This window comes from Dietzia sp. PP-33 (genome assembly GCF_033790845.1).
Classification (GTDB): domain Bacteria; phylum Actinomycetota; class Actinomycetes; order Mycobacteriales; family Mycobacteriaceae; genus Dietzia.
In genome coordinates this window covers 271,279-297,323 of record NZ_JAMYEI010000004.1, presented here as the reverse complement: position 1 = coordinate 297,323, position 26,045 = coordinate 271,279, and the positions used below count along the sequence as shown (strand labels likewise).

Genomic DNA, 26,045 nt, shown 5'->3' with positions numbered 1-26,045 from the left:
GCGGTCACCGCCGTCCCCGCGACAGCAGCCGCGCCAGTGCGATCGTCGAGAGCACCCCGACGAGTGATCCGATCATCACCACGTCCAACGAGACGGCGGAGTCCTCGCGGATCGCGAACATGACGAACAGGGCCACCGCGCAGAAGTAACTCAGGTCCGCCATGACGGCCCGGTTGGCGTCGCCGGGTCCACGAACCGCCCGGACCGCCGCGACCAGCATGCTCGCCGCGACGATCACGGTCGCCACCGCCAGCATCGTCGAGAGCAGGGTGCTCATGAGTCATCACCTCGCAGTACGGACAGGACGCGGCGCTCGGTCTGACCGAGCAGTTCGATCATCTCCTCGCGCGGTCCGCCGAGCACCACGTGGACCCACATCTCGTCGTCACCGATCACCGTCACCAGTGTCCCCGGTGTCACGGTGATGGCCCACGCCAGCGCGGTCACCTCGAGATCGGTGCGGCTCCGCATGGGATAGCGCACCAGCACCGGCGAGCCGATCGGCCCGGGGGTGAACGCGGCAAGGGCCAGCGCCCAGGATGACCCCACCACGTGCCCCAGCAGCCACCCCAGCACGAGCGGGGCCCTCAGCACCCGGCGGATCACGAGGTGCCCCCGATCGTCGTGGCGGTCAGCGCGTCGGGTCCGTCAAGGACGGCCTGGACGTAGGCGCTGGTGTCGACCAGCCCGGCCACCGCGCGGTCCACCTCGGGGGCCACCGCGCCGTAGCCCAGGAACATCGCCACCGAGAGGGCGACGAGGGCGCCACCGGGCACGAGCAACCGCGTGGGCACGCGGGGTGGGGTGCACTTGTCGTCGTCGTCGCCCTGGCCACCATCGCGTTGGTCGTCGTCGATGATCGCCGCCACCGGGGTGCCGCCACCGTCCACGCCCCCGCGCCACATCATGCCGCGCCACAGGCGCAGCATCGCGACCAGGCCGATGAGTGAACCGAGGAGGACGACGACGACGGTCGCCACCCCCCACGCGCCCGCGGTCCCGAGGGCGGCGGACACGACCTCGAGCTTGCCGATCAGCCCCGAGGTGGGGGGCAGGCCGACCAGGGCCGCGATGGCCACCACCATCAGCACGCCCAGCGGCCGCTCGCGGTGCCACAACCCGGACAGTGACCCCAGCCGGTCGGTCCGGTAGACGTGCTCCGCGGCGCCCACGAGCATCACCAACGCCCCGATGGTGATCATGTGGTGGATCATGTAGACGATCGACCCGCCCGGCGCCCCGGCCACCGCGAGCGCGGCGAGGATGACCCCGACGCCCGAGACCATCTGCCACGCCAGGATCTCGCGGGCGTCGACCGGTGCGGCCGAGGCGACGGCGCCCCAGAGGATGGTCACCAGGGCCACCACCAGGAGGACCCGGCCCCACGCGGGGTCGAGGTCGAACGCGGTGGACCAGATCCGGATCACCGCGTACAGCGCCACCTTGGTGTGCAGGGCGGAGAACAGCGCCATCACCCCGGCGGACGTACCGGGATAGGCCCGCGGCAGCCAGCCGTGCACGGGCACCGCGCCCGCCTTGATGCACAGCGCCATCACCACCACTCCCAGGGCGGCCGCGACCCGGCCGTCCTCGGTGGCGGCGCCCGCGAGGACGGCCAGGTTGACCGTCCCCGCCGTGGCGTACACGAAGGCCACGCCCCCGAGCAGCAGGGTGGACGTCAACAGGTTGATCACCACGAAGAGCCGGCCCACCCCGAGGCGTCGCCACGTTCCGGTCATGGCGATGAGCGCGTACGAGGGCAGCAGCATGACCTCGACGAAGACGAACAGGTTGAACAGGTCGCCGGTGAGCAGGGCGCCGTTCGCGCCGGCGAGCAGCAGCAGGGCCAACGGGGCGAAGTACCGGCTGCGGTCGAACTCCCCGGTCTGCGCGCAGAACGCGAGGGAGGCGAGGGCGACCACCCCGGTGGCGACGAGCATCAGCGCGGTGAAGGTGTCCGACACGAACGGGATGGCGACGCCGGGGACGAAACCACCGACGTGGGTGGCGATGACGGGCTCCGAGCGGTGCTGCACGAGCAGGGCGAGGCCGGCGAGCATCGTCACGGCGGGGACGGTCATTGTCACCACGCGCCCGAACGCCCGCCAGGGCGCCATCGCGGTGAGAGCGGCGGCCAGGACGGGGACCACCGCCAGTAGTGGCAGGAGCAGGGCGGTCACGTCTCGTGCTCCTCACCGGTCGCGGGGGTGTCATGGGTGTCGTCGTCGCGACTGACGACGGCCAGGGAGAGCATGAACACGGTCACCGCGAACGCGATCACGATCGCCGTGAGGACGAACGCCTGGGGCAGGGGATCCGCCGACACGTCCGCGCTGTTGGTACCCGCCAGGGGTTCCGTCCGCCACGCCGAGACCCCCGAGGTCAGCAGCATCAGATTGACCGCGTGGCTGATCAGGGACAGGCCGAAGACCACCCGGACCATGCCGCGTTGCAGCATCAGGTAGACGCCGCCGGCGGTGAGGACGCCGATCAACAGTGCGAGGGTCACCGGGGAGCCTCCTCTGTCTCGGTACGGGTGTCCGCGTCCGCGTCCGCGTCGGAGACGGGGTCGGGGTGGGCGAGACGGCTGTCGGAGCCCACCACCACCTCGGTGGGGGAGCGGCCCGCACCGAGCGTGTTGAACGCGGTCATGACCAGTCCCAGCACACCGGCGAACACGCCCAGGTCGAAGATCAGTGCGCTGGTGACGTGCTGGCCGGCGATATACCAGTGGGCGGGCTCGAGGAACTGTCCGAGCGCGTACCCGCCGACCCCTGTCAGCCCGGCCACGAGGAGCCCGCCGCCGATGAGTCTGACCGGTGTGGAGGGTCGGCTGACCGGGGAGTCCGACTCCCGTGCGAGGTAGACGAGGGCGAACGCGCAGGCAGCCACGAGCGCGGCGATGAATCCGCCCCCGGGTTCGTTGTGGCCGCGCCACAGCAACATCACCGACACCACGGCCAGGACGGGAGTCACGCCGCGGGCCAGGAAGCGGAGCGGGATGGTGTTGCGCGCGGCGTCCTCGAGGGCGTCCGCGGCAGTCCCCGAGCTCTTCGCGGTGCCGGGCATCACGTCGGGTTCGGGCGAGGCCTCGATCGCCCCCGCGGTGGCCCGGACCGAGCCGAGCACACCGAGGATCGCGATCCCCGCGACCCCCAGTACCGCGACCTCCCCGAAGGTGTCCAGCGCGCGGAACTCCACGAGGATCGTGTTGACCACGTTGTCGCCGCCCGTGATCTCGGGCCCGTTCTCGAGCAGGTACATGCCGAGCGGAGAACGCTCACGGCGGCCGATGAAGACCAGCGCGGCAGCGGTGGCCGTGACGCCGGAGATCACGGCCAGGACGACCGCCGCGGTGTGGCGGCGGCGCGAGGGCGCGATGAAGTCCCGCGGCAGTCGCCTGAGGATCAGCATGAACACGATGATCGTGAGCGCCTCGACCAGCAGCTGGGTGAGACCGACGTCCGGAGCGCCGAGGCCGAAGATCTGGATGGTCACCGCGATGCCGACCGCCGAGAGGAGAACCACGGCGGCGAGTCGGGAGCGCGTCGCACACAGCCCGAGCACGGCCACCACGACGACCGCCAGCAGGAAGATGTCGATCGTCCGGTCGAGTCCGGGGACGCGCGGCGGTAGCGTGGCGCCACTCACCACGGCCCAGCCGCCGATCCCGATCGCGTACACACAGACGGTGGCGAGCAGCGCCCCGACGTGGCGGGCGGGCGAGTCCGAATCGGTGGGGTGGACGAGGGCACGTCCCGCCCGCGTGACCGTCGCGGTGAGGGACTCGAGGACCGAGGCGCCGGTGAACGGCAGGAGGTCGCGGTCGAGTGCACGGTCCACGACGGCGCGGCGCCAGACCAGCAGGGCCCCCAGGACCAGGATCAGTGCGGTGAGCCCGACCTCGAGTGTGAACCCGTGCCACAGGACGAAGTGGGCCTCGTAGGTGAGGTCGTCGATGGTGCCGAAGGTCGGGGCTCCGTACACCGCGGCCGCGCCCGGATCGACCGGCGGCCATCCGAACGGACCGGCCGCGGCCTCCGCGACGGCCGACATCGGGACGTCGAAGATCCACACCACCAGTGCCAGCGGCAGACCGATCACGGCGGGCAGGGCGGCGGGGAGCCAGAGGCGGACCGGGGCCTCGTGGACGTCGGCCGTCGCGCGGGCGCCGGCGCCGTCACGGGCATAGGCGCCGAGGAAGCCGCCCAGGACGATGCGTGCGCAGTACAGGAACGTCAGGACGGCGCCGATGACGGCCGCGGTGAGGAGCGCGGTGGCGGCGAGCGGGGAACCGCCGGCGACGTCCCCGAACGCGATGAGCATGGACTCCTTGGAGACGAAGCCGAGCGTGGGCGGGACGGCCGCCATCGCCGCCGCACCGAGGACCGTGGCGCCGAAGGTCCACGGCATCACCCGCCACAGGGGGCCGAGGTCGCGGATGTCGCGGGAGCCCGCCTCGTGGTCCACCACGCCGACCAGCATGAACAGGCCCGACTTGAACAGGGCGTGCGCGACCGTGTGGAGCGCCGCGGCGGCCAGCGCCTCCTGGGTGCCCACGCCGATCGCGGCGGTGATCCACCCCAGCTGGCTGACGGTGGAGTACGCCATGAGCTGTTTGAGGTCGGTCTTCTGCAACGCGAACACCGCCGCCATGACCGCGGTGCCCATCCCCACGGAGACCAGCAGCGCGTTCCACACCGGCACGTCGTTGAACGCCGGCGAGAACCGCATGAGCAGGAAGATGCCCGCCTTGACCACGGCCGCCGCGTGGAGATACGCGCTCACCGGGGTGGTCGCCGCCATCGCGTCGGGCAACCAGAAGTGGAACGGGAACTGGGCCGACTTGGTGAACGCCGCGACGGCCACCGCGACCGCGATCGTGACGGTGAAGGCGGGGTCCGTCGCCCACACCTCGTGCGCGAGGGCCTGGGAGATGGACGTGGTGCCGGTACGCAACCAGATCGCCATCACGGCGGCCAGGAGCACGAGCCCCCCGACGAACGTCACGGTCAGGGTGCGCAGGGCGGCGGGGTAGGCGTTGCGGCCCGAGTTGGCGATGAGCGCGAACGACGCGAGCGACGTCAGTTCCCAGCAGACGAAGAGCAGCACCAGCGAGTCGGTGAGCACCAGCCCCAGCATCGAGACCGTGAACAGGGTCATGAGCTGGAAGAAGCCGTAGTGCTGGATCCGGCGGAGGTCGCCGGCGGCGTCCCCGACCGACCGGTCGAGATACGACGTCGAGTAGATCAGGACCACCGCGCCGATCACCAGCGCGAGCAGCGCGAACAGCAACCCCGTGGGGTCGGCGAACAGATCCAGGGTCCAGTCGCGGGCGGGGACCCAGGGCAGTCGCACGACCTGCGCCGGCCGACCGGATGCGAGGAGTGAGATCTGCGGGACCAACGCCGCCGCACCGAGGAGGTAGAGCGCGGCCAGCGGCCACCCCGCCGCCCTGCCGAGCCACCGCGTGAGCGGCCAGGCGAGAAGAGTGGCCAGACCTGCACACGCGATCGCGAGGACGGGGCTCATGGCTCCTTCCTGCGGCAGGGCACCAGTCGAGGGGCGGGTTAATCAGCTGGAAGTTTATCAATCGCCTCGGACAGCGATGCGAGGGCGTGCCGATTGACCTGCGGGAACGCCGCTGATCTGTGGCTACGATCCGGTCATGACCACTTCGGAGACCCCGGCCGGCGCCGACCCCTCCCCGGACACCGACGCACCCCCGGCGACCAACCCCGGACCCCGGGACCGCGTCGAGACCGGGCCCGCGGGGCCCGCCCGACGACTCCTGGGGCTACTGCTCGTCGTCCTGCCACTGGTGCTCGCCGCACTCTGGGCGGTCGTCGGCCCGACCCCCCAGGGCGACGAGGCCGCGACCGAGGTGGGCGGGCCCCTGCACTCGGCACTGTCCGAGGCCGCGGCCAACTCCTCGTTCACCGTCGCCGGGGCCGAGCAACTGCGCTCCGGTTCCGCGGAGCTCGCTGACGGGGCCGAACAGCTGCGAGCCGGTTCCGCCGAGCTCGCCACGGGGATGGAACAGCTCCAGGCGGGGATGGGACAGGCCGGATCCGGCGCCACGGAGCTGGCCGACGGCGTGGGCCGGGTGGTGGGGGCGGTCCGGGGCGTCGCCGTGATCCAGGGTCAGGTGTCCACCGCGATCGACGACGCGCTGTCCCGGCTCCAGGGCGACGCCCCCGAGACCGTCCGGGCCCGCGAGGCCCTCACCGGGCTCCAGCAGCAACTCGCCGCCCAGGGCATGGACCAGGACACCCTCGGTGGTCTCGACCAGCTGGAGGGCGGCGCGGACGAACTGGCCCGGCAGCTCTCCGCGCCCGGGGCCCCGCTCCGGGACGGCGTCTACGAGGCCACCCGCGGATCCCGCGAACTCGCGACCGGGGCCGAGCAGCTCACGGACGGCGCCGACACCCTGCGGGGCGGCGCCGCGAGTGTGGCCGACTCGGCGGGTCGCACCCAGGACTCGATCGGCCGGACCGGCCGGGCCCTGGCCGCCGAGCAGGGTGACGCCGGGCTGGCGGTCACGGCCGCCGAGGACGACTCGCAACGCCGGACCTCCGCCGGGATCCTCGCCCTGGCCGCCGCGGCCGTGCTCGGGGCACTGCTCGTCCAGCTGGTCCGCCGGCCCGGCTCCGGGCTCGCCGAACCCGTCCTCGCGCTCGCGGTACTGTCCGCCGGCCTGTCGGCGTGGGCCCTCGCCACGGCGGATGCGCCCACCGCCGCCACCGCAGCGGCCGTCGTGGGACTGCTCGTCCTCGTCGTCGTCGCCTCGTCCCTCCTCTGGCACTCGCTGACCGTCGTCCTGGGAACCTGGCCGGGCCGCGTGGTGGGACTGGCCGTGGCGGCCGCGTCGATCGGCGTCGCCTGGTGGGTGTGGGTCGCCGGCGGCGCCCCGACCGCGGCCCTGACGGCGGTCTCGGGGACCCCGACCGGCCAGGGCACCGCAGCCCTAGACGCGGTCCTGCTGGGCGGCTCGACCACGGTGGCGTGGACGGGCGCCGCGGTGCTGGCCGCGGTCGCCCTGTGCGCCGTTCTGGCGGCCCGGATCGCCGGGCCGCGTCCGATCAGCCCGGCAGGCCCCCGGGCGTGATCACCCCGGCATCCCCGCCGGCGTATCGGTACCGACCGGCGCGTCCACCCCACCGTCGGTGAGCATCGGGACGTCGAAGACGAACTCGGGGATCGCGAAGGCGTCCACGAGCGTCCGCGCCTTGCCCGCGAGCTTGGTGGCCAGCCGGTTGCGGGCGGCGGTCGCGGCCTTGGTGCGCTCGGTCGTCAGGCGGTTGTGCTCGAGGAACCACCCCTTGTCGCGGTCCACGATGTCCAGCACGTACAGGTCGCAGAGGGTGCCCAGGACCTTCTTGGCCTCCGGGTCCTCGCACGCGTCCACGGCCTCGGCGAAGCGGGCGAACACCCAGCTGTCCATGTGCGCGCGCCCGGCCTGCAGCATGTGGTCCTGGGCCGAGTTGAACACCTTGAACGCGGCCGAACCGTCCTCCCCCTGGGCCTTGCGCAGGCGGCGGGCGACCGTCTCCAGCAGGTGCTCCTCGCGGTCCACCAGCAGCTCCAGCTGGTTGCCGCGGTCGAGCAGGTCGGTGTTCTCACGGTCGGTCACCGTGTCGATGAGCTTCTGCCACAGCGTGGACGCGCGGGCCTTCTCCTGCACCACGTCGACAGCGGTGGTGAGGGCGAACGCCACGGTCTCGCGCTGGTCCATGTCGCCGAACTCCGCGGCGTAGGCACCGAGCAGCTCCTTGGCCACGAGCTGGGTCAACACCACGTTGTCGCCCTCGAACGTGGAGAAGACGTCACAGTCCTTGCGCATCTCGGTGATCAGGTTCTCGGCCATGTAGCCGGCACCGCCGCAGGCCAGGCGGGCCTCGATGATGGTGTCGTTGGCGAAACCCGTCACCGTGGCCTTGATGCCCGCCGCGTGGGACTCCATCTCGCGTCGCCGCTCGGCGTCGAACGCGTCGGGGTTCTCCTCGAACTCGTGGAGATCGGCGATGATCGCGTTCTGGGCGCACGCGTAGGCGTACGCGCGCGCCACCCGCGGCATCAGTCGACGCTGGTGCTCGCGGTACTCCAGCAGCGGGATCCCCTTGCCCGTCTCCGGGTGGTCGAACTGGCGACGGACCAGCGAGTACCGCACGGCCATCGCCAGGGCGGTCCGGGCCGTGGCGCCGGCGGCCGCACCCACCGAGACCCGACCGCGGATCAGGGTGCCGAGCATGGTGAAGAACCGGCCGCCGACCGAGTCGATCGGTGAGGAGTACTCACCGTTCTCGTCGACCGAACCGAACCGGTCGAGCAGTGCCTCGCGGGGCACGCGGACGTGGTCGAACCGGATCTTGCCGTTGTCCACGCCCTGCAGTCCGCCCTTGTAGCCGTGGTCGGTCGTGGTGACTCCCGGCAGGTCGTTCCCGGCCTCGTCCCGGATCGGCACCAGCAGGCAGTGGACCCCGTGGCGGAGCTCCTCGCCGTTGTCGGCGTGGGTCACCAGCTGCGCGAACACGGCGGCCATCGAACCGTCCCGGGCCGCGTTGCCGATGTAGGCCTTCTCGGAGCTCGGCGTGGGGGAGTGCACCACGAACTCGTCCGTGTCCGGGTCGTACGTGGCGGTGGTCTCGAGGTTCTGCACGTCCGAACCCCCGCCGACCTCGGTCATGGCGAAGCACCCGAGCAGGTCCAGCGACATGACGCCCGGCAGGTACTTCTTCCGGACCTCGTCGTTGCCGAGGTTGGCGATGGCCCCACCGAACAGACCCCACTGGACACCGGCCTTGACCATCAGGGACAGATCCAGGTGGCCCAGCATCTCGAAGGACGTCAGTGCCCCTCCGGTGTCGCCGGTTCCACCGTCCTCGACGCGGAAACCCAGCCCGGGCATACCCGAGTCGGCGAGCCGCCGGAGCTGGTCGAGGACATGAGCACGGTGCTCCTCCATGCTCGCCCCGATCGGGTTGAGCATGTCCGGGGTCATCGCCTCCCGTGTCATGCGACGGGCATCGGCCCAGCGGCCGTCGAGGACCTTCTGCAGCCCTGCGGCGAGGGCGGGGTCCCCCTCACCGGTCGTGGTGATCCGGCCGTAGTGGGGGTGGCCTGCGGGGGGCTCCTCGGTTGCGGTCTCGGCGGCGTCGGCGTTCTGGAGGTCGGTCTGGGGCGTCATGCCCTGACTCTACGGACCGTCGACCGCGAAGGGCACCGGAAAACCGACCCCGCACCGGGCGCGCAAATGACCGAGGTCCCGGACCGTACACGGTCCGGGACCTCGCATTGTCGGGGTGGCGGGATTCGAACCCACGACCTCTTCGTCCCGAACGAAGCGCGCTACCAAGCTGCGCCACACCCCGGTGACAACGAGGGATACTCTAGCGCCCCGCTGGGTGATTCGCGAAACCGGGGTGATTCGCGAAACCGGGTCAGGCGGGCTGCGGCACCCGCTCGCGCGACGGGGTCACCGGCGCCGGCGTGTCGTCCCCGCCGCCCCCGGGGCCGGCGACCAGCTCGAGCAGTGTGGCCTCGGGCCGGCAGAACGTCCGGACCGGCACGTACGGCGACGTGCCCAGGCCGGCGGAGACGTGCAGGACCAGGTTGCGGCCCCACGCGGACAGCCCCTGCGCCCGCGAGCGGTCGATGCCACAGTTGGTGACGATCGCCCCGGTAGGCAGGCACAACTGGCCGCCGTGGGTGTGGCCGGCCACCGCGAGGTCGTACCCGTCGGCATCGAAACGGTCCAGGACCCGGGGTTCCGGTGAGTGGACCAGACCGATTCGCAGGTCGAACGCCGGCCCGGCGGGACCCGCGATCTCGCTGTAGCGGTCGCGGCCGATGTGCGGGTCGTCGACGCCGGCCACGAGCACCCGGTGCTCGCCCACGACGATCTCGGCGCGCCGGTGTGTGGCGTCCACCCAACCCCGCTCGGAGAACGCGGCCTTGAGGTCGCGCCACGGCAGGGGGACGGCGGAGTGCTTCTTGCGGCCGATCCCGAGGTACGACAGGGGGTTCTTGGGCATCGGCGCGTAGTAGTCGTTGGAGCCGAACACGAACGCGCCGGGCAGCCCGAGGAGTGGCCCGAGAGCCTGGACGACGGAGGGGACCGCGCGGTCGTCGGACAGGTTGTCGCCGGTGTTGAGCACCAGGTCCGGCTCCATCCGTGCCAGGGACGCGAGGAACTCCTGCTTGCGCTTCTGACCGGGCATCATGTGCAGATCGGAGATGTGCAGGATCGTCAGCGGCTGCGACCCGGGGGCGAGCAGCGGGAGCGTGTGCCGACGGAGGGTGAACGCGTTGCGCTCCCACCCCGTCGCGTAGACGGTCCCCGCCACGACCGCCCCCGCGAGGACGGCCGCCGCACGGGCGGAGGGGGTCGACGGGGTGTTCTGGGGCCGGCGGGAGGGACGCTGCATCGGTCCAGCCTACCGCCGGACGCGCGGACTCCCGGTGGCCGCGGACACTACCTCGGTGGCGAGATGGTGATGGGGGCGAGCCCGGGGACGTCCAGAACGACGGGCTCGTCACCGATGGCCGCACCCGGACCCGAGGCGCCCCGGGTGCCGGTGCCGCCGCCCCCGCCACGGCCACCGCCGCCCGAACCGTCGGACACGCGGAGGGTGACCTGCGAACCGGGGATGCCGGTCCCACCGACGAGTCCCACGACCGTCCCGTAGGGGCGGCCGGTGCCGGACACGAACTGGGCGTTGACGGCGAATCCGGCGTTGGTGAGCAGGGAGGTGGCGGCGGACTGGCTCATCCCCTCGACATCCGGTGTCCCCGCGCCGCCGGTGCCCTCCTGGTACGCGGGGTCCGGGGCGGGGAGCTGGACCGGGCCGTAGATCTCCGCGATGGGAGCGAACGCCGAGAACCAGGTGTTGGCGGGCTCCAGGCCGCCGAAGAGGTTGCCGTACGAGCACTGCCGCAGCGGGCTGGTGCACAACTCGCTCGTGGTGGTGCCGTCGTTGAAGGCGTAGACGGCGGCGGCGTAGTTGTTGGTGAAGCCGAGGAACGCCGAGGATCGGTTGGCCTCGGTGGTCCCCGTCTTCCCCGACATCGGCAGGTTCCACCCGGCCGCGCCCGCGGCACCCGCGGCGGTGCCCGCCCCCACGTGGTCCTTGGACATGGCCACCGACAGGGTGTCCGCCAGACCCGGCTCGACCACCTGCTCGCAGCCCGGCTCGGTCAGCTCGACCCGCTTGCCGCTGCGGTCGGTGATCGACTCGACGGGACTCGGCGGACACCACATCCCGCCGGAGGCGAGGGTCGCGCCCACGTTGGACAGTTCGAGCGCGTTGACCGCGGTGGGGCCGAGGGTGAACGACCCCAGGTTGTTCTTCTTGATGAACCCGGCGAGCGAGTCCCCATCCGGGGCGGTGCCCTTGCGGTCGTAGGACCGCATACCGAGCCGCACGGCCATGTCCACGGCCGGGGCGACCCCGACGTCCTCGATCAGCTTGACGAAGGTGGTGTTGGGCGACTGTGCGAGCGCGTCCGTGACGGGCAGGGACGAGGGGTACGACCCGGCGTTCTCGACGCAGTAGTCGGTGGGTGGGCAGTCCCTCGCACCGCCGGCGCCGAGGCCGGAGACCTGGACGCGTCGCGGGACGGGGAGGTTGGTGCTGGTGCCCATGCCCATCTCCATGGCCGCGGCCACCGTGAAGACCTTGAACACCGAGCCCGCGCCGTCGCCGACCAGGGAGAACGGTTGCGGCTGGACGGTCTGGCTGTCGCCCAGTTCCAGGCCGTACTGGCGGCTCGAGGCGATCGCGACGACCTTGTGGGAGTCCCGACCGGGGCGCACGACGCTCATCACCTCGGCCACGCCCTGGCCCGTCGGGTTGCCGTAGGTGTCGAGCGAGCGCTGCACCGAGTCCTGGACCCTCCCGTCGAGGGTGGTGCGGATGGTGTAGCCACCCTGCCGGAGCATTTCGCGGCTCAGGCCGTTCTGGTCGAGGTAGTCGATGACGTAGTCGCAGAAGAACCCACGCTCACCGGCCGTGATGCACCCGCGGGGCAGGGTATTCGGGCGCTCCAACACTCCGAGGGGTTCAGCCGTGTAGGCCGCGCCGTCGGCCGGTGTGATCGCACCGGTCTGGACCATGGTGTCGATGACGGTGTCGCGCCGGTCCTTGGTGTCCTCGGGGTTGGTGTACGGGTTGAACCTGCTGGTGGACTGGATCATCCCGGCGAGCATGGCGGACTGCGGGACCGAGAGTTCCGCGGCGTCGACGCCGAAGTAGGTCTGCGCCGCGGTCTGTACGCCGAAGGCGCCGTTGCCGAACGAGATCAGGTTGAGGTACTTGCTGAGGATGTCGTCCTTGCTCATCTCGGAGTCGAGCGTGAGGGCCATCCGGATCTCTTTGATCTTGCGCGCCGGGGTGGTCTCCACGGCGGCCCGGCGTTCCGCGTCGTTCTCCGCGGAGACGAGGAACTGGTAGTTCTTGACCAGCTGCTGGTCGATGGTCGAGGCGCCCTGCTGCACGTCGCCGGCCGTGGCGTTGGTGAGCGCGGCGCGGATGGTGCCACGCCAGTCCACACCGTTGTGGTCGGCGAACCGGCGGTCCTCGATCGCGATGATCGCCAGCTTCATGTCCTGCGAGATCTCCTCGCCGGGGACCACCACGCGCTGTTGGTCGTACAGCCACGCGATGGGGGTCCCGCCACTGTCGGTCACCGTGGAGATGGACGGGAGATCACCTTTGATCAGGTCGGCGGAGGTCCCGGCCAGCGAATCGGCCATCTTGTTGGCGGCCAGTCCCGCAGCCCCGGAGATCGGGAACAACGACCCGGCCGCCACCACCCCGGCGGCGACGCAGGTCGCGACCAGCTTTCCCAGCGAACTCATAGCCGACACGGGGCAAGGGTACGTGAACACCCCCGTCACGCCACCCCGAGACGTCCGGTCGGCACACGACTCTTTACTTCTGTTGTGTGACTGCGGTAACAATATGAGGGAACGCGGGACGATTCGAGCCCGGATGGGGTCGGCATTCGACACCACGTCGGCGCCCGAGCTCCCGCGGTCACCGTGGGCCCGCCGCGCCGGGTGGGCTCAGAAGGCCGGAGGCGTGTTCGGGGAACCCGCGCACGACTCCACACAGACTAGGGGTACATCGATGACGGCCACCCTTCCCGGAACCTCCCGTTCCGCAGACGCCGGGGTCCGCCCCGGAACCAGCAACCCTCTCGGGCTCGAGGAGACGATCATCGGGGAGGGCCGCCAGGAATGGGTGGCCCAGGCCCGGTGCAAGGACATCGACCCGGACGAGCTCTTCGTCCGCGGGGCCGCCCAACGCAAGGCGGCGTCCATCTGCCGCCACTGCCCGGTCCTCCTGCAGTGCCGCGCCGACGCGCTGGACAACCGCGTCGAGTTCGGGGTCTGGGGCGGGATGACCGAACGTCAGCGGCGCGCCCTGCTCAAGCAGCATCCCGAGGTACGGTCCTGGGCCGACTTCTTCGCCCAGCAGATCGAGCGGCACACCGTCATCTACTGACGGCGACCCGCTCCCGACCCCGACGCTATCCGCGGCCTCCGCGGATAGCGTCGTGTGCCTGAGGGGACGTCAGCTCACCCGCAGAGCTGGTCGCCCACCGAGCGCAGCGCCTCGAGGTTCGAGATCTCGAACGGCAGCGAGGGCACACCGACGATCCGCACGTCCGGATGGGTGTCGGTGAACGACTCCAGCAGCCGGACCTCCTGCTTGGCCGTCCCGGCCCGGTCCGCATGGATCCGCAGGACCGCCTCGGCCTCGGGGTTGGCCGCCAACCGGTCCGCGGCAGCACAGGCCTGCTCGGCCGTCAGGTCCGTCAGTCGCGGGTGGGTGCGGTTGATCACGACCCCCGCCAGCGGCATCTCCTCCTCCGAGAGCCGTTCGGCGAAGAACGCGGCCTCGCGGAGGGCGGGTCGTTCCGCGGACGAGACCACCAGGAACTCCGTGCCCTTGCGGCGCAGGATCGCCTGGGTGCGGGAGGCCCGGCTGGCGAACCCCCCGAACGTGGTGTCCAGCGCCACCACCATCTCGGAGGCGTCCTTGAGCATCGAGGAACCGACGACCGCCGACACCCCCCGCATCGCGGTGCTCATGGCGCCGGTCATCAACCGGCCCACCCCGCGGCTGGGCGCCGCGAACACCCGCATGAGGCGGCTGTCCATGAAGGCTCCCAGGCGGCTCGGCGCGTCCAGGAAGTCCAGGGCGTTGCGGGACGGAGGGGTGTCGACGACGACGAGGTCCCACGTCGAGTCGTCGAGCAGCTGCCCCAGCTTCTCCATGGCCATGTACTCCTGCGTCCCGGCGAAGGACGTGACCATGGTCTTGTAGAAACGGTTGTCCAGGATGGACTGCGCCTTCTCGGCGGTGGTGTTGGCGGTGACCAACTCGTCGAACGTGCGACGCATGTCGAGCATCATCGCGTGCAGCGACCCGTCCGAGTCCGCGTGCTCGGGCCCCAGGTCCACCCGGGACGGCTCGTTCGACAGGTCGTCGATCCCCAGCGCCTGGGCCAGTCGCCGGGCGGGATCGATCGTGAGCACCACCGTGTCGCGCCCGAGTTCGGCGGCTCGGAGGGCCACCGCCGCGGCCGTGGTGGTCTTGCCCACGCCGCCGGCGCCGGTGCAGACCACGACCCGGGTCGCGGGGTCGGTGAGCATCCCGGAGATGTCGAGACGATGAGTCATGTCAGTGCACTCCCTGGTCGACGAGGGCGGAGGCGAGGTCGTACAGATCGGCGACCTCGACACCGTAGGGCAGGGCCGGCAGTACGAGGGTCGGGCAGCCGGAGGAGGTCAGCGTCTCGCCGGCCTTGAGCTGCCCGCGTGCGACGCGCGCGTGTTCGATGGCCTCCACGAGGAGACCCTGCAGGCCCTCGTCGTCGAGCTCCACACCGGTCTGCTCGAGTCCGGCCAGGACCTGCTCGGCGTCGATGTCCTCCTCCGCGATCCGCTCGAGCGCGGCGTCGTCCAGGTGCCTGGTCTCGGCTCGGTTGATGATCACCTGGCCGACCCGGAGTTCGTGGGAGCGCAACTCCTCCATCGCCTCGATGGTCTCCTGGACGGGCAGCGACTCGAGCAGGGTGACCAGGTGGACGACCGTCTGCGGGGAGTGGACCAGCTCGGAGACGGCGTCGGCCTGACGACGGATGGGGCCGCCGGCGGCCAGGTCCGCCATCGCGGTGGTCACGTCGAGGAACTTGCCGATGCGGCCCGTCGGCGGGGCGTCCACCACCACGGCGTCGTACACGACCTCCTTCTTGGCATGCGCGCGCGTGACGACCTCGTAGATCTTCCCGGTCAGGAGCACGTCCTTGAGTCCGGGGGCGATGGTGGTGGCGAACTCGATCGCGCCGACGGACTTCATCACCTTCCCGACCACTCCGAGGTGGTAGAAGGTGTCCAGGTAGTCGAGCATCGCGGCTTCGATGTCGATGGCCAGGGCGAAGACCTTGCCGCCGCCGTCGACCCGGGCCACCAGCTCCTCGCGGTACGGCAGCGGGGCGCGGTCGAAGATCCGCGAGATCCCCTGGCGTTCCTCCACCTCCACCAGCAACACGCGCTTGCCGGTCGAGGCGAGGGCGAGTGCGAGCGAGGTGGCGACCGTGGTCTTGCCCGTGCCCCCCTTGCCGGAGACGTAGTGGAGATCTGCACGGGCGGAGTCGTCGGACCAGCCGGTGGACAGCTCGTCGGCGATGGTCGACCTCGTCGACTGCGTTCCTGGAATGTCGGTGGACGGCATGCGCTCCAGACTAAGCGCATCCACCACCGCGCGCGGGCCGCTCTCGACTTCCCTAGAGTGGGGGATATGAGCGAATCCACTCCCGCAGCCCGGTTCGAGTACGTGACCGTCCCGCTGCTCACCCACGCCACCAAGCAGATCCTCGACCAGTGGGGCGGTGACGGCTGGGAGCTCGTCTCCGTACTGCCCGGCCCCACCGGGGAACAGCACGTCGCCTACCTCAAGCGTCAGCTCTGATGTCGGAGGGCGAGGGCGGCGGCTACTGGAGTCGTAAACTGGAGCAGCTGGGTATCGAACTCCCGACCGTCGTCCCGCCGGTGGCGAACTACGTCCCCGCAGTGCGCACCGGGTCGTACGTCTACACCTCCGGCCAACTGCCAATGGTCGAGGGCGCCCTCGCCGCCACCGGTAAGGTGGGGGCGGAGGTCAGCCCGGAGCAGGCCGCCGAGCTCGCCCGGACCTGCGCTCTCAACGCGCTCGCCGCCGTCGACGGCCTGGTCGGCATCGACTCCGTGGTGAAGATCGTCAAGGTCGTCGGGTTCGTCGCCTCCTCACCGGGCTTCAACGCCCAGCCCGCCGTGATCAACGGCGCCTCCGACGTTCTGGGCGAGATCTTCGGCGATTCCGGGGTCCACGCGCGCTCGGCCGTGGGGGTGTCGGAACTGCCGCTCGACGCGCCGGTCGAGGTCGAGCTGGTCCTCGAGGTCGAGGGCTAGGGCCGGGGCTGTGGCGACGACCGGCGGTCTGGCCCCGATCACCTTCCCGGCCTACGAGACGCTGCGATCCGTCACCGGGCTGTCCGGGGTGATCCTCTGCGACAACCCCTCCGAGATGACCTTCGAGGGGACCAACACGGTCGTGCTGCGGGCCCCGGGATCGCGTACCGCCGTCGTGGTGGATCCCGGGCCGGACGACCGCGCGCACGCCGAGCGCATCGCGGCCCTCGTGGGGGAGATCGAACTCGTCGTCGTCACCCATAGGCACGGCGACCACACCGACGGGATCGACCACCTCCGCGCCTTCACCTCCGCCCCGGTCAGAGCCGCCCGGGAGCGCTTCTGCCGTGATGGCGCCCCACTGGACGACGGCGAGGAGATCCACGCCGCCGGACTGGACATCATCGTGCTGGGCACCCCGGGGCACACCGCGGACTCGATCAGCCTCGAGGTGCGTCCCGCGGGCACCGGGTTCAGCGCCCCGCCGGACTGCGTGGTGCTCGGGGACACGATCCTCGGCCGTGATTCGACCGTGCTGGACTCGACCGACGGCGACCTCGGGGACTACCTGTCGAGCATGGATCTGCTGGCCGCGCGGGCCGACGGTGTCGTGGGCCTCCCCGGTCACGGTCCGGACGTGGAGAACACCGGCCGTGCGGCGCAGGTGCTCGGCCGGCACCGGCGGGACCGGTTGGAGCAGATCGTGTCCGCCCGCTCCGAGCTGGGCCGCGACGCCTCCGCGGAGGAGATCACGCAGCACATCTACCGCGACGTCTCGCCGTTCCTGCTCAAGGTGGCCGAGCAGTCCACCCTCGTGGCGCTGCGCTACCTGGACCGCCTCGACGGCTGAGCCGAACCGCCGGCCAGACCTGCGGGGACTGCTGCTGCGACATCCGCCGCCCCCGGCATCCGCCACTTCCGCATCCCCCCACATCCGCCGCCCGCACCCCCCACCATCGCACCCCCACATCCGCTCCTGTCGATGCACTCTCGCGTGTACCGCTGCTCACGCGTGCGTGCATCGCCGGGAGCGGATTCGCGAGGACCGAGCAGGCGCACGCGCGGATGCCGAGGGAACGGGCGAGGACCGAGCAGGCGCACGAGCGGATGCCGGGGCAACGGGCGACGACCGAGCAGGCGCGGGAGCGGATGCCCGGCTGCCCGGGATGCCAGAGGTGCCCGGATGCTAGGGGTGCTGGGGGAGCCGCGGCTCAGCGGGCGCGGCGGGCCAGGCGCTCGGTGTCGGAGATGATGACGCTCTTGCCCTCGAGACGCAGCCAGCCGCGGTGCGCGAACTCGGCCAACGCCTTGTTGACCGTCTCGCGGGAGGCGCCCACGAGCTGGGCGATCTCCTCCTGCGTGAGGTCGTGGGTGACGCGGATGTTGCCACCCTCCTGGGTGCCGAAGCGCTGGGCCAGCTGCAGCAGGGCCTTGGCCACACGCCCGGGGACGTCGGTGAAGATCAGGTCCGCGAGGTTGTTGTTGGTGCGGCGCAGGCGGCGGGCCAGCACGCGCAGCAACTGATCGGAGATCTCGGGTCGCTCGGAGATCCACCGCTTGAGCGCGGAGCGGTCCATGGACTGCACGGAGACGTCGGTGACGCAGACCGCCGAGGAGGTACGCGGGCCCGGGTCGAAGATCGACAGCTCACCGAACATGTCGGACGGGCCGAGGATGGACAGCAGGTTCTCGCGACCGTCGGGGGCCTTGCGGGAGAGCTTCACCTTCCCGGAGGTGACGATGTACAGGCTGTCGCCCTGCTCGCCCTCCCGGATGATCACGTCACCCTTCGAGTACTCCTCGCGGGTCAGGTCGGCACGCAGCGCCGAGACCGCCGCGGGCTCGACACCCTGGAAGATGCCGGCCCTGGTGAGTACGTCGTCGGCAGACTGGTCCGTGCGGCGATCGATCGTCACAGTCTGTGACCCTCCGTTCGGGCGTGGACGAGCGAGGTCCCCGCCATGGCGTGCGTGTGGCGAAAGCCACTGTAGCCGTTCCGGTGCCCGACGTGCGACCAACTCGCTGTGACCCGTGCGGGTCAGGTGTCGATCTGCTCCGGTTCGGACAGGATCGCGGCCTCGAATCTGTCCATGAGGAGGGCGAATCCGGCGAGGAGGACCGGGACCAGGACGACGAGGATTCCCTGCATGACCCCGAGTAAACACGCTCGTGGTCCGACGCGCACGCGTGGCCCGGCGTACCTGCGGGTGGTCCGGTCCGTAATGTGGGCTCATGCCCGACCCCGCTCAAGCTTCCGTGAAGCGCCGCAGACGAGGGGTGGCCGCGAGGGGGGTGGAAACCGACCTCGGGCGCACCCGACGTGCCAGGCGCATGATCCGCACCCTCGAGGACGCGTTCCCCCATGTCTACTGCGAGCTCGACTTCTCGGACCCGCTCGAGTTGAGCGTCGCGACGATCCTGTCCGCCCAGTGCACGGATAAGCGCGTCAACGAGGTCACACCCGCACTGTTCGCCCGGTACCGCACGGCGGCCGACTACGCGGGCGCGGACCCGGAGGAGCTCGAGGCCCTGATCCGGCCGACCGGCTTCTACCGCAACAAGGCCCGCAGTATCCAGGGCCTGGGCGCGGCGCTGGTGGAGAGGTTCGACGGCGAGGTGCCGCGTCGGCTCGAGGACCTGGTCACCCTCCCCGGGTTCGGCCGGAAGACCGCGAACGTGGTGCTGGGCAACGCGTTCGGGGTGCCCGGTCTGACGGTGGACACCCATTTCATGCGACTGGTGGCGCGCTGGAGGTGGACCGAGGCCACGGACCCGGTCCGCATCGAGCGGGAGTTGGCGCGACTGCTCCCCCGCGCGGGCTGGACCGACGCCAGTCACCGGATCATCTTCCACGGTCGGCGGGTGTGCCACGCGCGGACCGCGGCCTGCGGGGCGTGTGTCCTGGCCGACGACTGCCCGTCCGCGGGTGAGGCCGGCCCGCTCGATCCCGTGGCCGCCGCCCGACTGGTGGCGGGACCGGAGCGTGAGCACCTGTTGGAGCTGGTCGGACTGGGGGATCTGGTGTGAGCGCCTCACTGAGATGGTCGCTGGTCGCGCTCGTGGCGCTGATCGGCGTCGTCGTCGCGCTGGTCTCCACCCTCGGCGGCGACCAGGGGCCCGGAACCGCCGCACCGGCCCCGTCCGCGCCTCCCGTCGGCGCACCCCCGGCCGACGAGCCGCAGACCGTCGTCGACGCCGGGACCCGCGAGACGGTCGGATTCCCGGAGTGCCGTGACAGCGCCGTTCCCGCCACGACGGCCGGCCCGCTCGCCGGGTTCATGGTGCGATGCATGGACGACGGCAGCACCACCACCCTCGGCAAGATCCAGGCGGACCGCCCGATGGTGGTCAACATGTGGGCCTACTGGTGCGAGCCGTGCCGCCGGGAGCTACCGGCGATCCGGGACGCGCAGGCCGCGCTCGGCGACCGGGTCCGCGTGGTGCTGTCCCACACCGACCCGTCAGAGACCAAGGGGTTCGACACCCTGGCCGCGCTCGGCATCGAGGACCTGATCTCCGTCTCCGACCAGGACGAGGAGCTGCCGAGCCTGCTCGGGGCGCCGCCCGTCCTGCCGCTGACGGTGTTCGTCCGCGCCGACGGCACGGTGGCGCACGTGCTGGTCGAACCCATGGACACCGAGCAGGACGTGCTCGACGCCGTGGAAGAGCACCTGGGGGTGACCGCATGACCGGTTCCGCGCGGGACGTCCCCGTACCCCGTCCCGGCGACGTGACCGGCGTGCCCCACCCCGGCTGGATGGACCCCCTCATGGCGGCGTGCACCGACGGCAGCTTCGACGGTCTGCTGCCGAGGCGGCGCCCGCCCGAGGACCGCGGTCCCAACGAGGTCGGGCGCCCCCACCGGGATGCCGCCGTGCTGGTGCTGTTCTCGGGTTCGGTCGACGCGCCCGGTCCGCACCCCCCGGAGGACGCCCGCGTCCTGCTCACCCATCGTGCGCCCACGCTGCGCAACCACTCGGGACAGATCTCGTTCCCCGGGGGCGGGGTCGACGACACGGACAGCGGCCCGGTCGAGGCGGCGCTGCGCGAGGCGTGGGAGGAGACGGGGCTGGAGAGCCACGGCGTGGACGTGCTCGCGGTGCTGCCCGAGCTGTACATCCCGGTGTCCAACTACTCGGTGGCACCCGTGTTGGCCTACTGGCGCGAGCCGATGGAGGTCTCGGTGGTGGACACCGGTGAGACCGCGCGGGTGATGACGGTGCCGGTCGGGGAGCTGCTCGACCCCGCGAACCGTTTCCTGCTCCGCCACTCCACGGGCTGGACCGGTCCCGCGTTCGCGCACGACGACCTGGTGGTGTGGGGGTTCACCGCCGGCATCCTGGCCGCGATGTTCCACTCCGCCGGCTGGGACCTGGACTGGGACACCGAGGACATACGGGACCTGGAGGAGACCCTGGCGGCCTCCGGCAACGGCGAGCAGTACCGGATGTCGGCGGAGGAGGCGCGGCGCGAGTCCGCCGACCCGCTGGCCGACAGCACGGTCGCGGGCGTGCCCGGGGTGCGGTCCGGCCTCGCGGACATCACCGACGATCCGGAGCCCGCCTCCCGGACGTCGGCCGACGCCGCGCGGATCGCCGGACCCGGTGACGACGACGAGGAGCCGCTCGACCTGCCGGCGGACGATCCCCGCAGGGGCTACCGGTGACGGGCTCGCAGTGGCTCGACCTGGCGCTGTACGCCCTGGCGGCGGCCGCGGCGATCTCGGGCTGGATCAACGGCGCCGCGGCGTCGGGCTTCGCGCTGCTCGGTGTGGCGATCGGGGCCACCTCCGGCCTGCTCGTGGCGCCCCACCTGGTGCGGGAGCTCGACTCCCCGGTGGGCCGGCTCGCGGCAGGCCTGGCCGTGATCGCGGTGATGGTGATCATCGGGCAGGTCGCCGGCGTGACGATCGGTCGCGCCGCCCGGCGATACATCTCCGGGGCGGGGGCCCGACTGCTCGACAGCACCGTGGGGGCCGTCTTCCAGGCCGCCGCGATGCTGCTGGTGGCGTGGCTGGTGGCGATCCCGCTGGCCGCCCAGGAGGGCCCGGGTCTGGGCAAGGCGGTGCGCGGGTCCTCGGTGCTGGCCAAGATCGACGACGTGGCGCCCGAGCAGTTGCAGCGGATCCCCGACGCGTTTACCTCCGCGCTCGGCACCACCGGGTTCCCGGACATCCTCGGCCCCTTCGGCACGACCCCCATGCAGGAGGTGCCGCCGCCCGACCCGGTGCTCGCGGGCTCCGAGGTGGTGGCGTCCGTGCAACCGTCCGTGCTCAAGATCCTGGGCCGGGCCGAATCGTGCAGTCGCGCTCTCGAGGGCTCGGGGTTCGTCGCCGCCCCCGGCCTGGTCATGACCAACGCGCACGTGGTGGCCGGCACGGGCTCGGTGAGGGTCGTGGTGGGTGACGAGGAGCTCGACGCGGACGTGGTGGTCTACGACCCGGCTGTGGACATCGCCGTCCTGCGGGTGCCGGGCCTGCAGGCGCCGGTCCTGCCGTTCGCCGACAATCGGGCCCGCACCGGCGACGACGCGATCGTCGTGGGTTACCCCGGCAACGGCCCGTACCGCCCGGACGCCGCCCGGATCCGCGAACGGGTGACGTTGCGCGGGCCGGACATCTACCGCGAGGCCACTGTCGAGCGCGAGGTGTACATCCTCCGTGGGGCGGTACGCGAGGGCAATTCCGGCGGTCCGCTGATCTCGCCGGAGGGGCAGGTCGTGGGCGTGGTGTTCGGGGCCGCGATGGACGCCGCCGACACCGGATACGCGCTCACGGTCGAGCAGGTCCTCCCTCTGCTCGAGACGGCTGTCGACTCGCTGGCGCCGGTCCCCACGGGAAGCTGCGTGGGGGCGAGCTGAGCGGCGCCCGGTGGTCGGCGTAGGTCAGGGCGTGGTCGTGAACGGTATGTGGTCGTGCTCAGGGCGCGGTCGTGCTGCGGGCGAAGTCCACGATCAGCCGGGACGTCGCCCCGGGGGCTTCCATCAGCGGGTAGTGCCCGGCCCCCGCCACCTGTTCGGTGCGGAAGTGGCGCGCCCACGCGGCTGAGGCGCGGACCGTCTCGGGCCGGATGAACCGGTCCTCGGCTCCGCTGATCCCCAGCACCGGTTGGTCGAGCACACCGGACACCGCGCGCCGGAAGTCGCGGCCGTCGGGGCGGAACTGACTGCGGACCATCCAGCGTCGGCACTCCAGTGACAGGTGCGCGACCTTGGGGATGAGCATGGCGCGCCGGAGCAGGTCGGCGGTCTCGCGGAAGTCGGGGGTCTCCGGCCACGCCGCGCCGGATCGGGCCCGGAGCATCGCCTCGACGTCCGCCGCGCCGTCGGCGGTCAGGCGTCGTTCGGGGAGGCGGGGCGCCTGGTCCGCCAGGAGGCGGGGAACCAGGGCGCGGCGCTGGGCGCGGTCGCGGAGTGCGGTGCGGCGGGTGGCCAGGGGGTGGGGCGAGCCGACGACGACGAGGCCCCGCACCGCGCGCGGCCGCCGGTAGGCCGCCGTCCAGGCCACGAATCCGCCCTCGCCCTGTCCCACGATCACCGCGGAGGAGTGCCCGAGCGCCCGGATGAGGTTGGTGATGTCGGCGGACAGCGTCCACGCGTCGTAGCCACGCGGGGGCTTGTCGGAGTCTCCGTGGCCCCGCAGATCCAGCGCGACCGCGTGGAAACCGGCCTCGGCCAGCGCGACCACGGGTGCGCGCATGGTCCACCAGATGCCGCCCAGGCCGTGGATCAGCAGGACGAGCGGCGGGAGTTCCCCGGGCGTGGTGCCGGGCGGGAGGGCCTCCGCGACGTGCAGACGGATGCCGTTGGCCGAGACGTCACGATGCCGCCACGACCCGTCGATCCTGACGATCGACGGGTCGGGCGGCCGTGGTGCGGGCGTCTTCAGCTTCGCGTGGCGGGCTGGGGCGTCTCGGTGACCCGCACCGTGCCGGGCTGCGGCTCGGCGCCCGTGGGCATGGCCAGCTTGAGGTCGGACACCGAGTCGATGGTGCGTTGGGGCTTACGGATCTTCTTGATCTTGCGGTAGCCGAGCAGCCCGCACACCACCGCCAGGAGCACCAGCACCACAAAGACGATGAGGAAGCCCATCCAGTCCCACGTCTTGGTGCCGAACCACAGCGAGATGAGCTTGGCCCACATGAATACGAACGGGAAGAACGACATGAGCAGCAGCACCAGAGCCGCCACGAAGAAACCCGACCCGGTGGCCGCCTTCTTGACCTGCTCGGTGACCTCGGTCTTCGCGAGCTCGATCTCCGCGCGGACGAGCGTGGACATCTGGGTCGTGGCGTTCTTGACCAGGGTCCCGATGCTGGCGTCGCCCCGGCCTATCGAGTCCGCGTCGTGCAGGGGGATCGAGGCCTCGGTCGGCGTGTGGGTTCCCTGGGCGTGGCTCACGGTTGTTCCTCCATTGTCAGGCGACGGATGCACCGCCGTCCATCGTGCCACGACACGTGGCTGCCTTCACCCGCTACCCGGTCAGCCGCGGGTGCCCTTCTCCCTGATCTGGTCCATGATCGTCGGATCCGACAGCGTGGAGGTGTCCCCGCCGTCCCGGCCCTCGGCCATGTCCTTGAGCAGGCGACGCATGATCTTTCCGGACCGCGTCTTGGGCAGCTCGGGCACGATCGTGATGTCCCGCGGCTTGGCGATCGGGGAGATCTCGCGCGACACCTCGGCGCGCAACTCGTCGATGAGCTTCTGACGGTCCTCCTCGGCGTCAACGCTGCCGCGCAGGATCACGTACGCGACGATCGCCTGGCCGGTGGTGTCGTCGTTGGCGCCGACCACGGCCGCCTCGGCGACCGCACGGTGGCCGACGAGGGCGGACTCGACCTCGGAGGTGGAGATGCGGTGGCCGGAGATGTTCATGACGTCGTCGACGCGGCCCAGGACCCACAGGGCGCCGTCGGCGTCCCACTTGGCGCCGTCACCGGCGAAGTAGTACCCCTCCTCGGCGAACCGGGACCAGTAGGTGTCGCGGTAGCGTTCCATGTCGCCCCAGATACCGCGGAGCATGGCCGGCCACGGCTCGGTGATCACGAGGAAGCCCTGCTCGTCCGGTGCGACCTCCTTGGCGTCGCTGTCGACGATCGCCACGTCGATCCCGGGCAGTGGCCTCATGGCGGAACCGGGCTTGGTCTCGGTCACTCCCGGGAGCGGGGAGATCATGATCGCACCGGTCTCGGTCTGCCACCACGTGTCCACGATGGGGGCCTTGCCGCCGCCGAGGTTCTCGCGGTACCACCGCCACGCCTCCGGGTTGATCGGCTCGCCGACGGAGCCGAGCAGTCGGATCGAGGACAGGTCGTGCGCGGCCGGGATCTCGTTGCCCCACTTCATGAAGGTGCGGATGAGGGTCGGCGCGGCGTAGTAGATGGTGACGCCGTACTTCTCGATGATCTGGAAGTGGCGGTGCTCGTCCGGCGAGTTGGGTGTGCCCTCGTAGACGATGCACTCGGCGCCGTTCGAGAGCGGCGCGTACACGCCGTAGGTGTGACCGGTGACCCACCCGACGTCCGCGGTGCACCAGTAGACGTCCTGGCCGGCCTTGTGGTCGAAGACGTGGTGGTGGGTGTAGGAGGCCTGGGTGAGGTAGCCGCCGGAGGTGTGGACGATGCCCTTGGGCTTGCCCGTGGTGCCGGAGGTGTAGAGCAGGAAGAGCGGGTGCTCGGAGTCGAAGGCCTCCGGCGTGTGCTCCGGGGACTGCTGGGGGACGACCTCGTCCCACCAGACGTCGCGGCCCTCGGTCCACTCGACGTCCACACCGGTGCGGCGGACCACGAGGACGTTCTGCACGGTCGCGGCGTGGCCGTCGGTGCCCTCGAGGTTCCCGGCCAGCGCGTCGTCGACACCGGCCTTGAGCGGCGCCGGCTTGCCGCGGCGGAACTGCCCGTCCGCGGTGATGACGAGCTTGGCCTCGGCGTCGTCGATGCGGGAGCGCAGGGCGGCGGGGGAGAATCCGGCGAAGACGACGGAGTGGGTCAGCCCGAGGCGGGCGCACGCGAGCATCGCGATGTAGACCTCGGGCAGCAGCGGCATGTAGATGGCCACGCGGTCACCGGCGACCAGCCCGAGCGAGGTGAGGTAGTTGGCGGTGCGGCTGACCTCGTCCTTGAGTTCCGCGTAGGTGATGTCACGGGAGTCGCCCTCCGGCTCACCGATCCAGTGGATGGCCACCCGGTCGCCGTTGCCGGCCTCGACGTGGCGGTCCACGCAGTTGTGGGCCACGTTGAGCTGCCCGCCCACGAACCACTTGGCGACCGGGGCGTCGGACCAGTCCAACACCTCGGACCATTCGGTGGACCAGTCCAGGCGCCGCGCCTGCTCGTCCCAGAAGGCGAGCCGGTCGGATGCGGCCACGTCGTAGAGATCGGCCTGCGCGTTGGCCTGTGCGGTGAAGTCGGGGTCGGGGGCGTAGGACTGGTCGTGGTCGTGATCGGTCATCAGCGGCTCTCTCTCGGGATATGGATTCACGCGGCCGGAATCGACACGGCGGAAACGATCGGACCGGTTTCTGTGAGCGTAGTCACATACCGCCGCCGTGGTCCGTCAACGCACCCGATGGGGGGACGCGGGGGGAGAT

General features: G+C 71.3%; 23 protein-coding genes and 1 tRNA gene. 9 read left to right on the top strand and 15 right to left on the bottom strand.

All coding sequences use genetic code 11. The annotated features are described in order from the left end of the window. Positions 1-4: 4 nt before the first annotated feature. The 5 genes from NJE57_RS09525 to mbhE are packed head-to-tail and all read right to left on the bottom strand — an operon-like array spanning position 5 to position 5,532. Positions 5-277 (bottom strand): monovalent cation/H+ antiporter complex subunit F, encoded by a 273-nt coding sequence (locus NJE57_RS09525; protein ID WP_319028154.1) that lies wholly within the window; start codon positions 275-277, stop codon positions 5-7. After that, positions 274-606 carry a Na+/H+ antiporter subunit E gene (locus NJE57_RS09520; protein WP_319028153.1) on the bottom strand — a complete coding sequence of 111 codons (333 nt, stop codon included), beginning with the start codon at positions 604-606 and terminating at the stop codon, positions 274-276. The genes NJE57_RS09525 and NJE57_RS09520 overlap by 4 nt, the downstream gene beginning before the upstream one ends. After that, positions 603-2,180, bottom strand: a complete 1,578-nt coding sequence (locus NJE57_RS09515; RefSeq protein WP_319028152.1) for a proton-conducting transporter membrane subunit — start codon at positions 2,178-2,180, stop codon at positions 603-605. The genes NJE57_RS09520 and NJE57_RS09515 overlap by 4 nt, the downstream gene beginning before the upstream one ends. Further along, entirely contained in the window at positions 2,177-2,509 is a 333-nt protein-coding gene (locus NJE57_RS09510; RefSeq protein ID WP_319028151.1) for a cation:proton antiporter subunit C, read from the bottom strand. Before NJE57_RS09510 ends, NJE57_RS09515 begins: the two co-directional genes overlap by 4 nt. Continuing rightward, positions 2,506-5,532, bottom strand: a complete 3,027-nt coding sequence (gene mbhE, locus NJE57_RS09505; protein ID WP_319028150.1) for a hydrogen gas-evolving membrane-bound hydrogenase subunit E — start codon at positions 5,530-5,532, stop codon at positions 2,506-2,508. The genes NJE57_RS09510 and mbhE overlap by 4 nt, the downstream gene beginning before the upstream one ends. A gap of 136 nt (positions 5,533-5,668) precedes the next feature. Here mbhE and NJE57_RS09500 point away from each other — a divergent pair, with 136 nt between their 5' ends. Then, on the top strand, positions 5,669-7,108 hold the full coding sequence (locus NJE57_RS09500) for a hypothetical protein (RefSeq protein WP_319028149.1): 1,440 nt from the start codon (positions 5,669-5,671) through the stop codon (positions 7,106-7,108). Here NJE57_RS09500 and NJE57_RS09495 read toward each other — a convergent pair whose 3' ends face one another. From NJE57_RS09495 to NJE57_RS09480, 4 genes are all read right to left on the bottom strand, one after another. Continuing rightward, a complete protein-coding gene (locus NJE57_RS09495; protein ID WP_319028148.1) occupies positions 7,109-9,187 on the bottom strand; it encodes an acyl-CoA dehydrogenase in 2,079 nt (692 codons plus the stop codon). It abuts the gene before it with no gap. Between the two features lie 110 nt (positions 9,188-9,297). Continuing rightward, positions 9,298-9,371, bottom strand: a tRNA-Pro gene (locus NJE57_RS09490). A 69-nt stretch (positions 9,372-9,440) separates the two neighbouring features. Next, positions 9,441-10,427, bottom strand: coding sequence for a metallophosphoesterase (locus tag NJE57_RS09485; RefSeq protein ID WP_319028147.1), 987 nt, complete (start codon positions 10,425-10,427; stop codon positions 9,441-9,443). Between the two features lie 47 nt (positions 10,428-10,474). Then, positions 10,475-12,859, bottom strand: coding sequence for a transglycosylase domain-containing protein (locus tag NJE57_RS09480; RefSeq protein ID WP_319028253.1), 2,385 nt, complete (start codon positions 12,857-12,859; stop codon positions 10,475-10,477). Positions 12,860-13,130: 271 nt separating this feature from the next. On the opposite strand from NJE57_RS09480, the gene NJE57_RS09475 reads away from it, so the two are divergent. Further along, the gene (locus NJE57_RS09475) at positions 13,131-13,508 is read left to right on the top strand and encodes a WhiB family transcriptional regulator (protein ID WP_319028146.1); all 378 of its coding nucleotides are present in this window, start codon (positions 13,131-13,133) and stop codon (positions 13,506-13,508) included. A 74-nt stretch (positions 13,509-13,582) separates the two neighbouring features. Here NJE57_RS09475 and NJE57_RS09470 read toward each other — a convergent pair whose 3' ends face one another. Further along, a complete protein-coding gene (locus NJE57_RS09470; protein WP_319028145.1) occupies positions 13,583-14,689 on the bottom strand; it encodes an ArsA family ATPase in 1,107 nt (368 codons plus the stop codon). A 1-nt stretch (position 14,690) separates the two neighbouring features. Continuing rightward, complete coding sequence (locus tag NJE57_RS09465; RefSeq protein WP_319028144.1) at positions 14,691-15,743, bottom strand: ArsA family ATPase; 1,053 nt, start codon at positions 15,741-15,743, stop codon at positions 14,691-14,693. Between the two features lie 66 nt (positions 15,744-15,809). Between NJE57_RS09465 and NJE57_RS09460 the strand changes: the two genes are divergently transcribed. Genes NJE57_RS09460 through NJE57_RS09450 form a run of 3 tightly spaced genes read left to right on the top strand, consistent with a single transcriptional unit; the run spans position 15,810 to position 17,309 of the window. Further along, a complete protein-coding gene (locus NJE57_RS09460) occupies positions 15,810-15,980 on the top strand; it encodes a hypothetical protein (RefSeq protein WP_017838338.1) in 171 nt (56 codons plus the stop codon). Then, complete coding sequence (locus NJE57_RS09455; RefSeq protein WP_319028143.1) at positions 15,980-16,459, top strand: RidA family protein; 480 nt, start codon at positions 15,980-15,982, stop codon at positions 16,457-16,459. Before NJE57_RS09460 ends, NJE57_RS09455 begins: the two co-directional genes overlap by 1 nt. Before the next feature lie 10 nt (positions 16,460-16,469). Beyond that, on the top strand, positions 16,470-17,309 hold the full coding sequence (locus tag NJE57_RS09450; RefSeq protein WP_319028142.1) for an MBL fold metallo-hydrolase: 840 nt from the start codon (positions 16,470-16,472) through the stop codon (positions 17,307-17,309). A gap of 361 nt (positions 17,310-17,670) precedes the next feature. On the opposite strand, the gene NJE57_RS09445 is transcribed toward NJE57_RS09450, so the two are convergent. After that, complete coding sequence (locus NJE57_RS09445; protein WP_107749357.1) at positions 17,671-18,375, bottom strand: Crp/Fnr family transcriptional regulator; 705 nt, start codon at positions 18,373-18,375, stop codon at positions 17,671-17,673. 415 nt (positions 18,376-18,790) lie between these two features. Here NJE57_RS09445 and nth point away from each other — a divergent pair, with 415 nt between their 5' ends. The 4 genes from nth to NJE57_RS09425 are packed head-to-tail and all read left to right on the top strand — an operon-like array spanning position 18,791 to position 22,318. After that, positions 18,791-19,486 carry an endonuclease III gene (nth, locus tag NJE57_RS09440; RefSeq protein WP_319028141.1) on the top strand — a complete coding sequence of 232 codons (696 nt, stop codon included), beginning with the start codon at positions 18,791-18,793 and terminating at the stop codon, positions 19,484-19,486. Continuing rightward, positions 19,483-20,148, top strand: a complete 666-nt coding sequence (locus tag NJE57_RS09435; RefSeq protein ID WP_319028140.1) for a TlpA family protein disulfide reductase — start codon at positions 19,483-19,485, stop codon at positions 20,146-20,148. Before nth ends, NJE57_RS09435 begins: the two co-directional genes overlap by 4 nt. Beyond that, positions 20,145-21,125 carry a CoA pyrophosphatase gene (locus NJE57_RS09430; RefSeq protein WP_319028139.1) on the top strand — a complete coding sequence of 327 codons (981 nt, stop codon included), beginning with the start codon at positions 20,145-20,147 and terminating at the stop codon, positions 21,123-21,125. Before NJE57_RS09435 ends, NJE57_RS09430 begins: the two co-directional genes overlap by 4 nt. Further along, a complete protein-coding gene (locus tag NJE57_RS09425; protein WP_319028138.1) occupies positions 21,122-22,318 on the top strand; it encodes a MarP family serine protease in 1,197 nt (398 codons plus the stop codon). The genes NJE57_RS09430 and NJE57_RS09425 overlap by 4 nt, the downstream gene beginning before the upstream one ends. 58 nt (positions 22,319-22,376) lie before the next feature. Here the strand turns inward: NJE57_RS09425 and NJE57_RS09420 are convergent, their stop codons facing one another. The 3 genes from NJE57_RS09420 to acs form a co-directional block, all read right to left on the bottom strand. Further along, positions 22,377-23,189: an alpha/beta hydrolase gene (locus tag NJE57_RS09420; protein ID WP_319028252.1), complete on the bottom strand. Its 813-nt coding sequence runs from the start codon at positions 23,187-23,189 to the stop codon at positions 22,377-22,379. Between the two features lie 152 nt (positions 23,190-23,341). Further along, a complete protein-coding gene (locus NJE57_RS09415) occupies positions 23,342-23,857 on the bottom strand; it encodes a phage holin family protein (protein WP_319028137.1) in 516 nt (171 codons plus the stop codon). 81 nt (positions 23,858-23,938) lie between these two features. Next, positions 23,939-25,906, bottom strand: a complete 1,968-nt coding sequence (gene acs / locus NJE57_RS09410) for an acetate--CoA ligase (RefSeq protein WP_319028136.1) — start codon at positions 25,904-25,906, stop codon at positions 23,939-23,941. Between the last annotated feature and the right edge of the window lie 139 nt (positions 25,907-26,045).

Bases quoted from the DNA above. Each gene is read 5' to 3' on its own strand.
- NJE57_RS09460 (WP_017838338.1), top strand. From the start codon at position 15,810: ATGAGCGAATCCACTCCCGCAGCCCGGTTCGAGTACGTGACCGTCCCG.
- NJE57_RS09480 (WP_319028253.1), bottom strand. From the start codon at position 12,859: ATGAGTTCGCTGGGAAAGCTGGTCGCGACCTGCGTCGCCGCCGGGGTG.
- NJE57_RS09465 (WP_319028144.1), bottom strand. From the start codon at position 15,743: ATGCCGTCCACCGACATTCCAGGAACGCAGTCGACGAGGTCGACCATC.
- NJE57_RS09495 (WP_319028148.1), bottom strand. From the start codon at position 9,187: ATGACGCCCCAGACCGACCTCCAGAACGCCGACGCCGCCGAGACCGCA.
- NJE57_RS09525 (WP_319028154.1), bottom strand. From the start codon at position 277: ATGAGCACCCTGCTCTCGACGATGCTGGCGGTGGCGACCGTGATCGTC.
- nth (WP_319028141.1), top strand. From the start codon at position 18,791: ATGATCCGCACCCTCGAGGACGCGTTCCCCCATGTCTACTGCGAGCTC.
- NJE57_RS09500 (WP_319028149.1), top strand. From the start codon at position 5,669: ATGACCACTTCGGAGACCCCGGCCGGCGCCGACCCCTCCCCGGACACC.
- NJE57_RS09475 (WP_319028146.1), top strand. From the start codon at position 13,131: ATGACGGCCACCCTTCCCGGAACCTCCCGTTCCGCAGACGCCGGGGTC.
- NJE57_RS09430 (WP_319028139.1), top strand. From the start codon at position 20,145: ATGACCGGTTCCGCGCGGGACGTCCCCGTACCCCGTCCCGGCGACGTG.
- NJE57_RS09470 (WP_319028145.1), bottom strand. From the start codon at position 14,689: ATGACTCATCGTCTCGACATCTCCGGGATGCTCACCGACCCCGCGACC.
- NJE57_RS09485 (WP_319028147.1), bottom strand. From the start codon at position 10,427: ATGCAGCGTCCCTCCCGCCGGCCCCAGAACACCCCGTCGACCCCCTCC.
- NJE57_RS09455 (WP_319028143.1), top strand. From the start codon at position 15,980: ATGTCGGAGGGCGAGGGCGGCGGCTACTGGAGTCGTAAACTGGAGCAG.
- mbhE (WP_319028150.1), bottom strand. From the start codon at position 5,532: ATGAGCCCCGTCCTCGCGATCGCGTGTGCAGGTCTGGCCACTCTTCTC.
- acs (WP_319028136.1), bottom strand. From the start codon at position 25,906: ATGACCGATCACGACCACGACCAGTCCTACGCCCCCGACCCCGACTTC.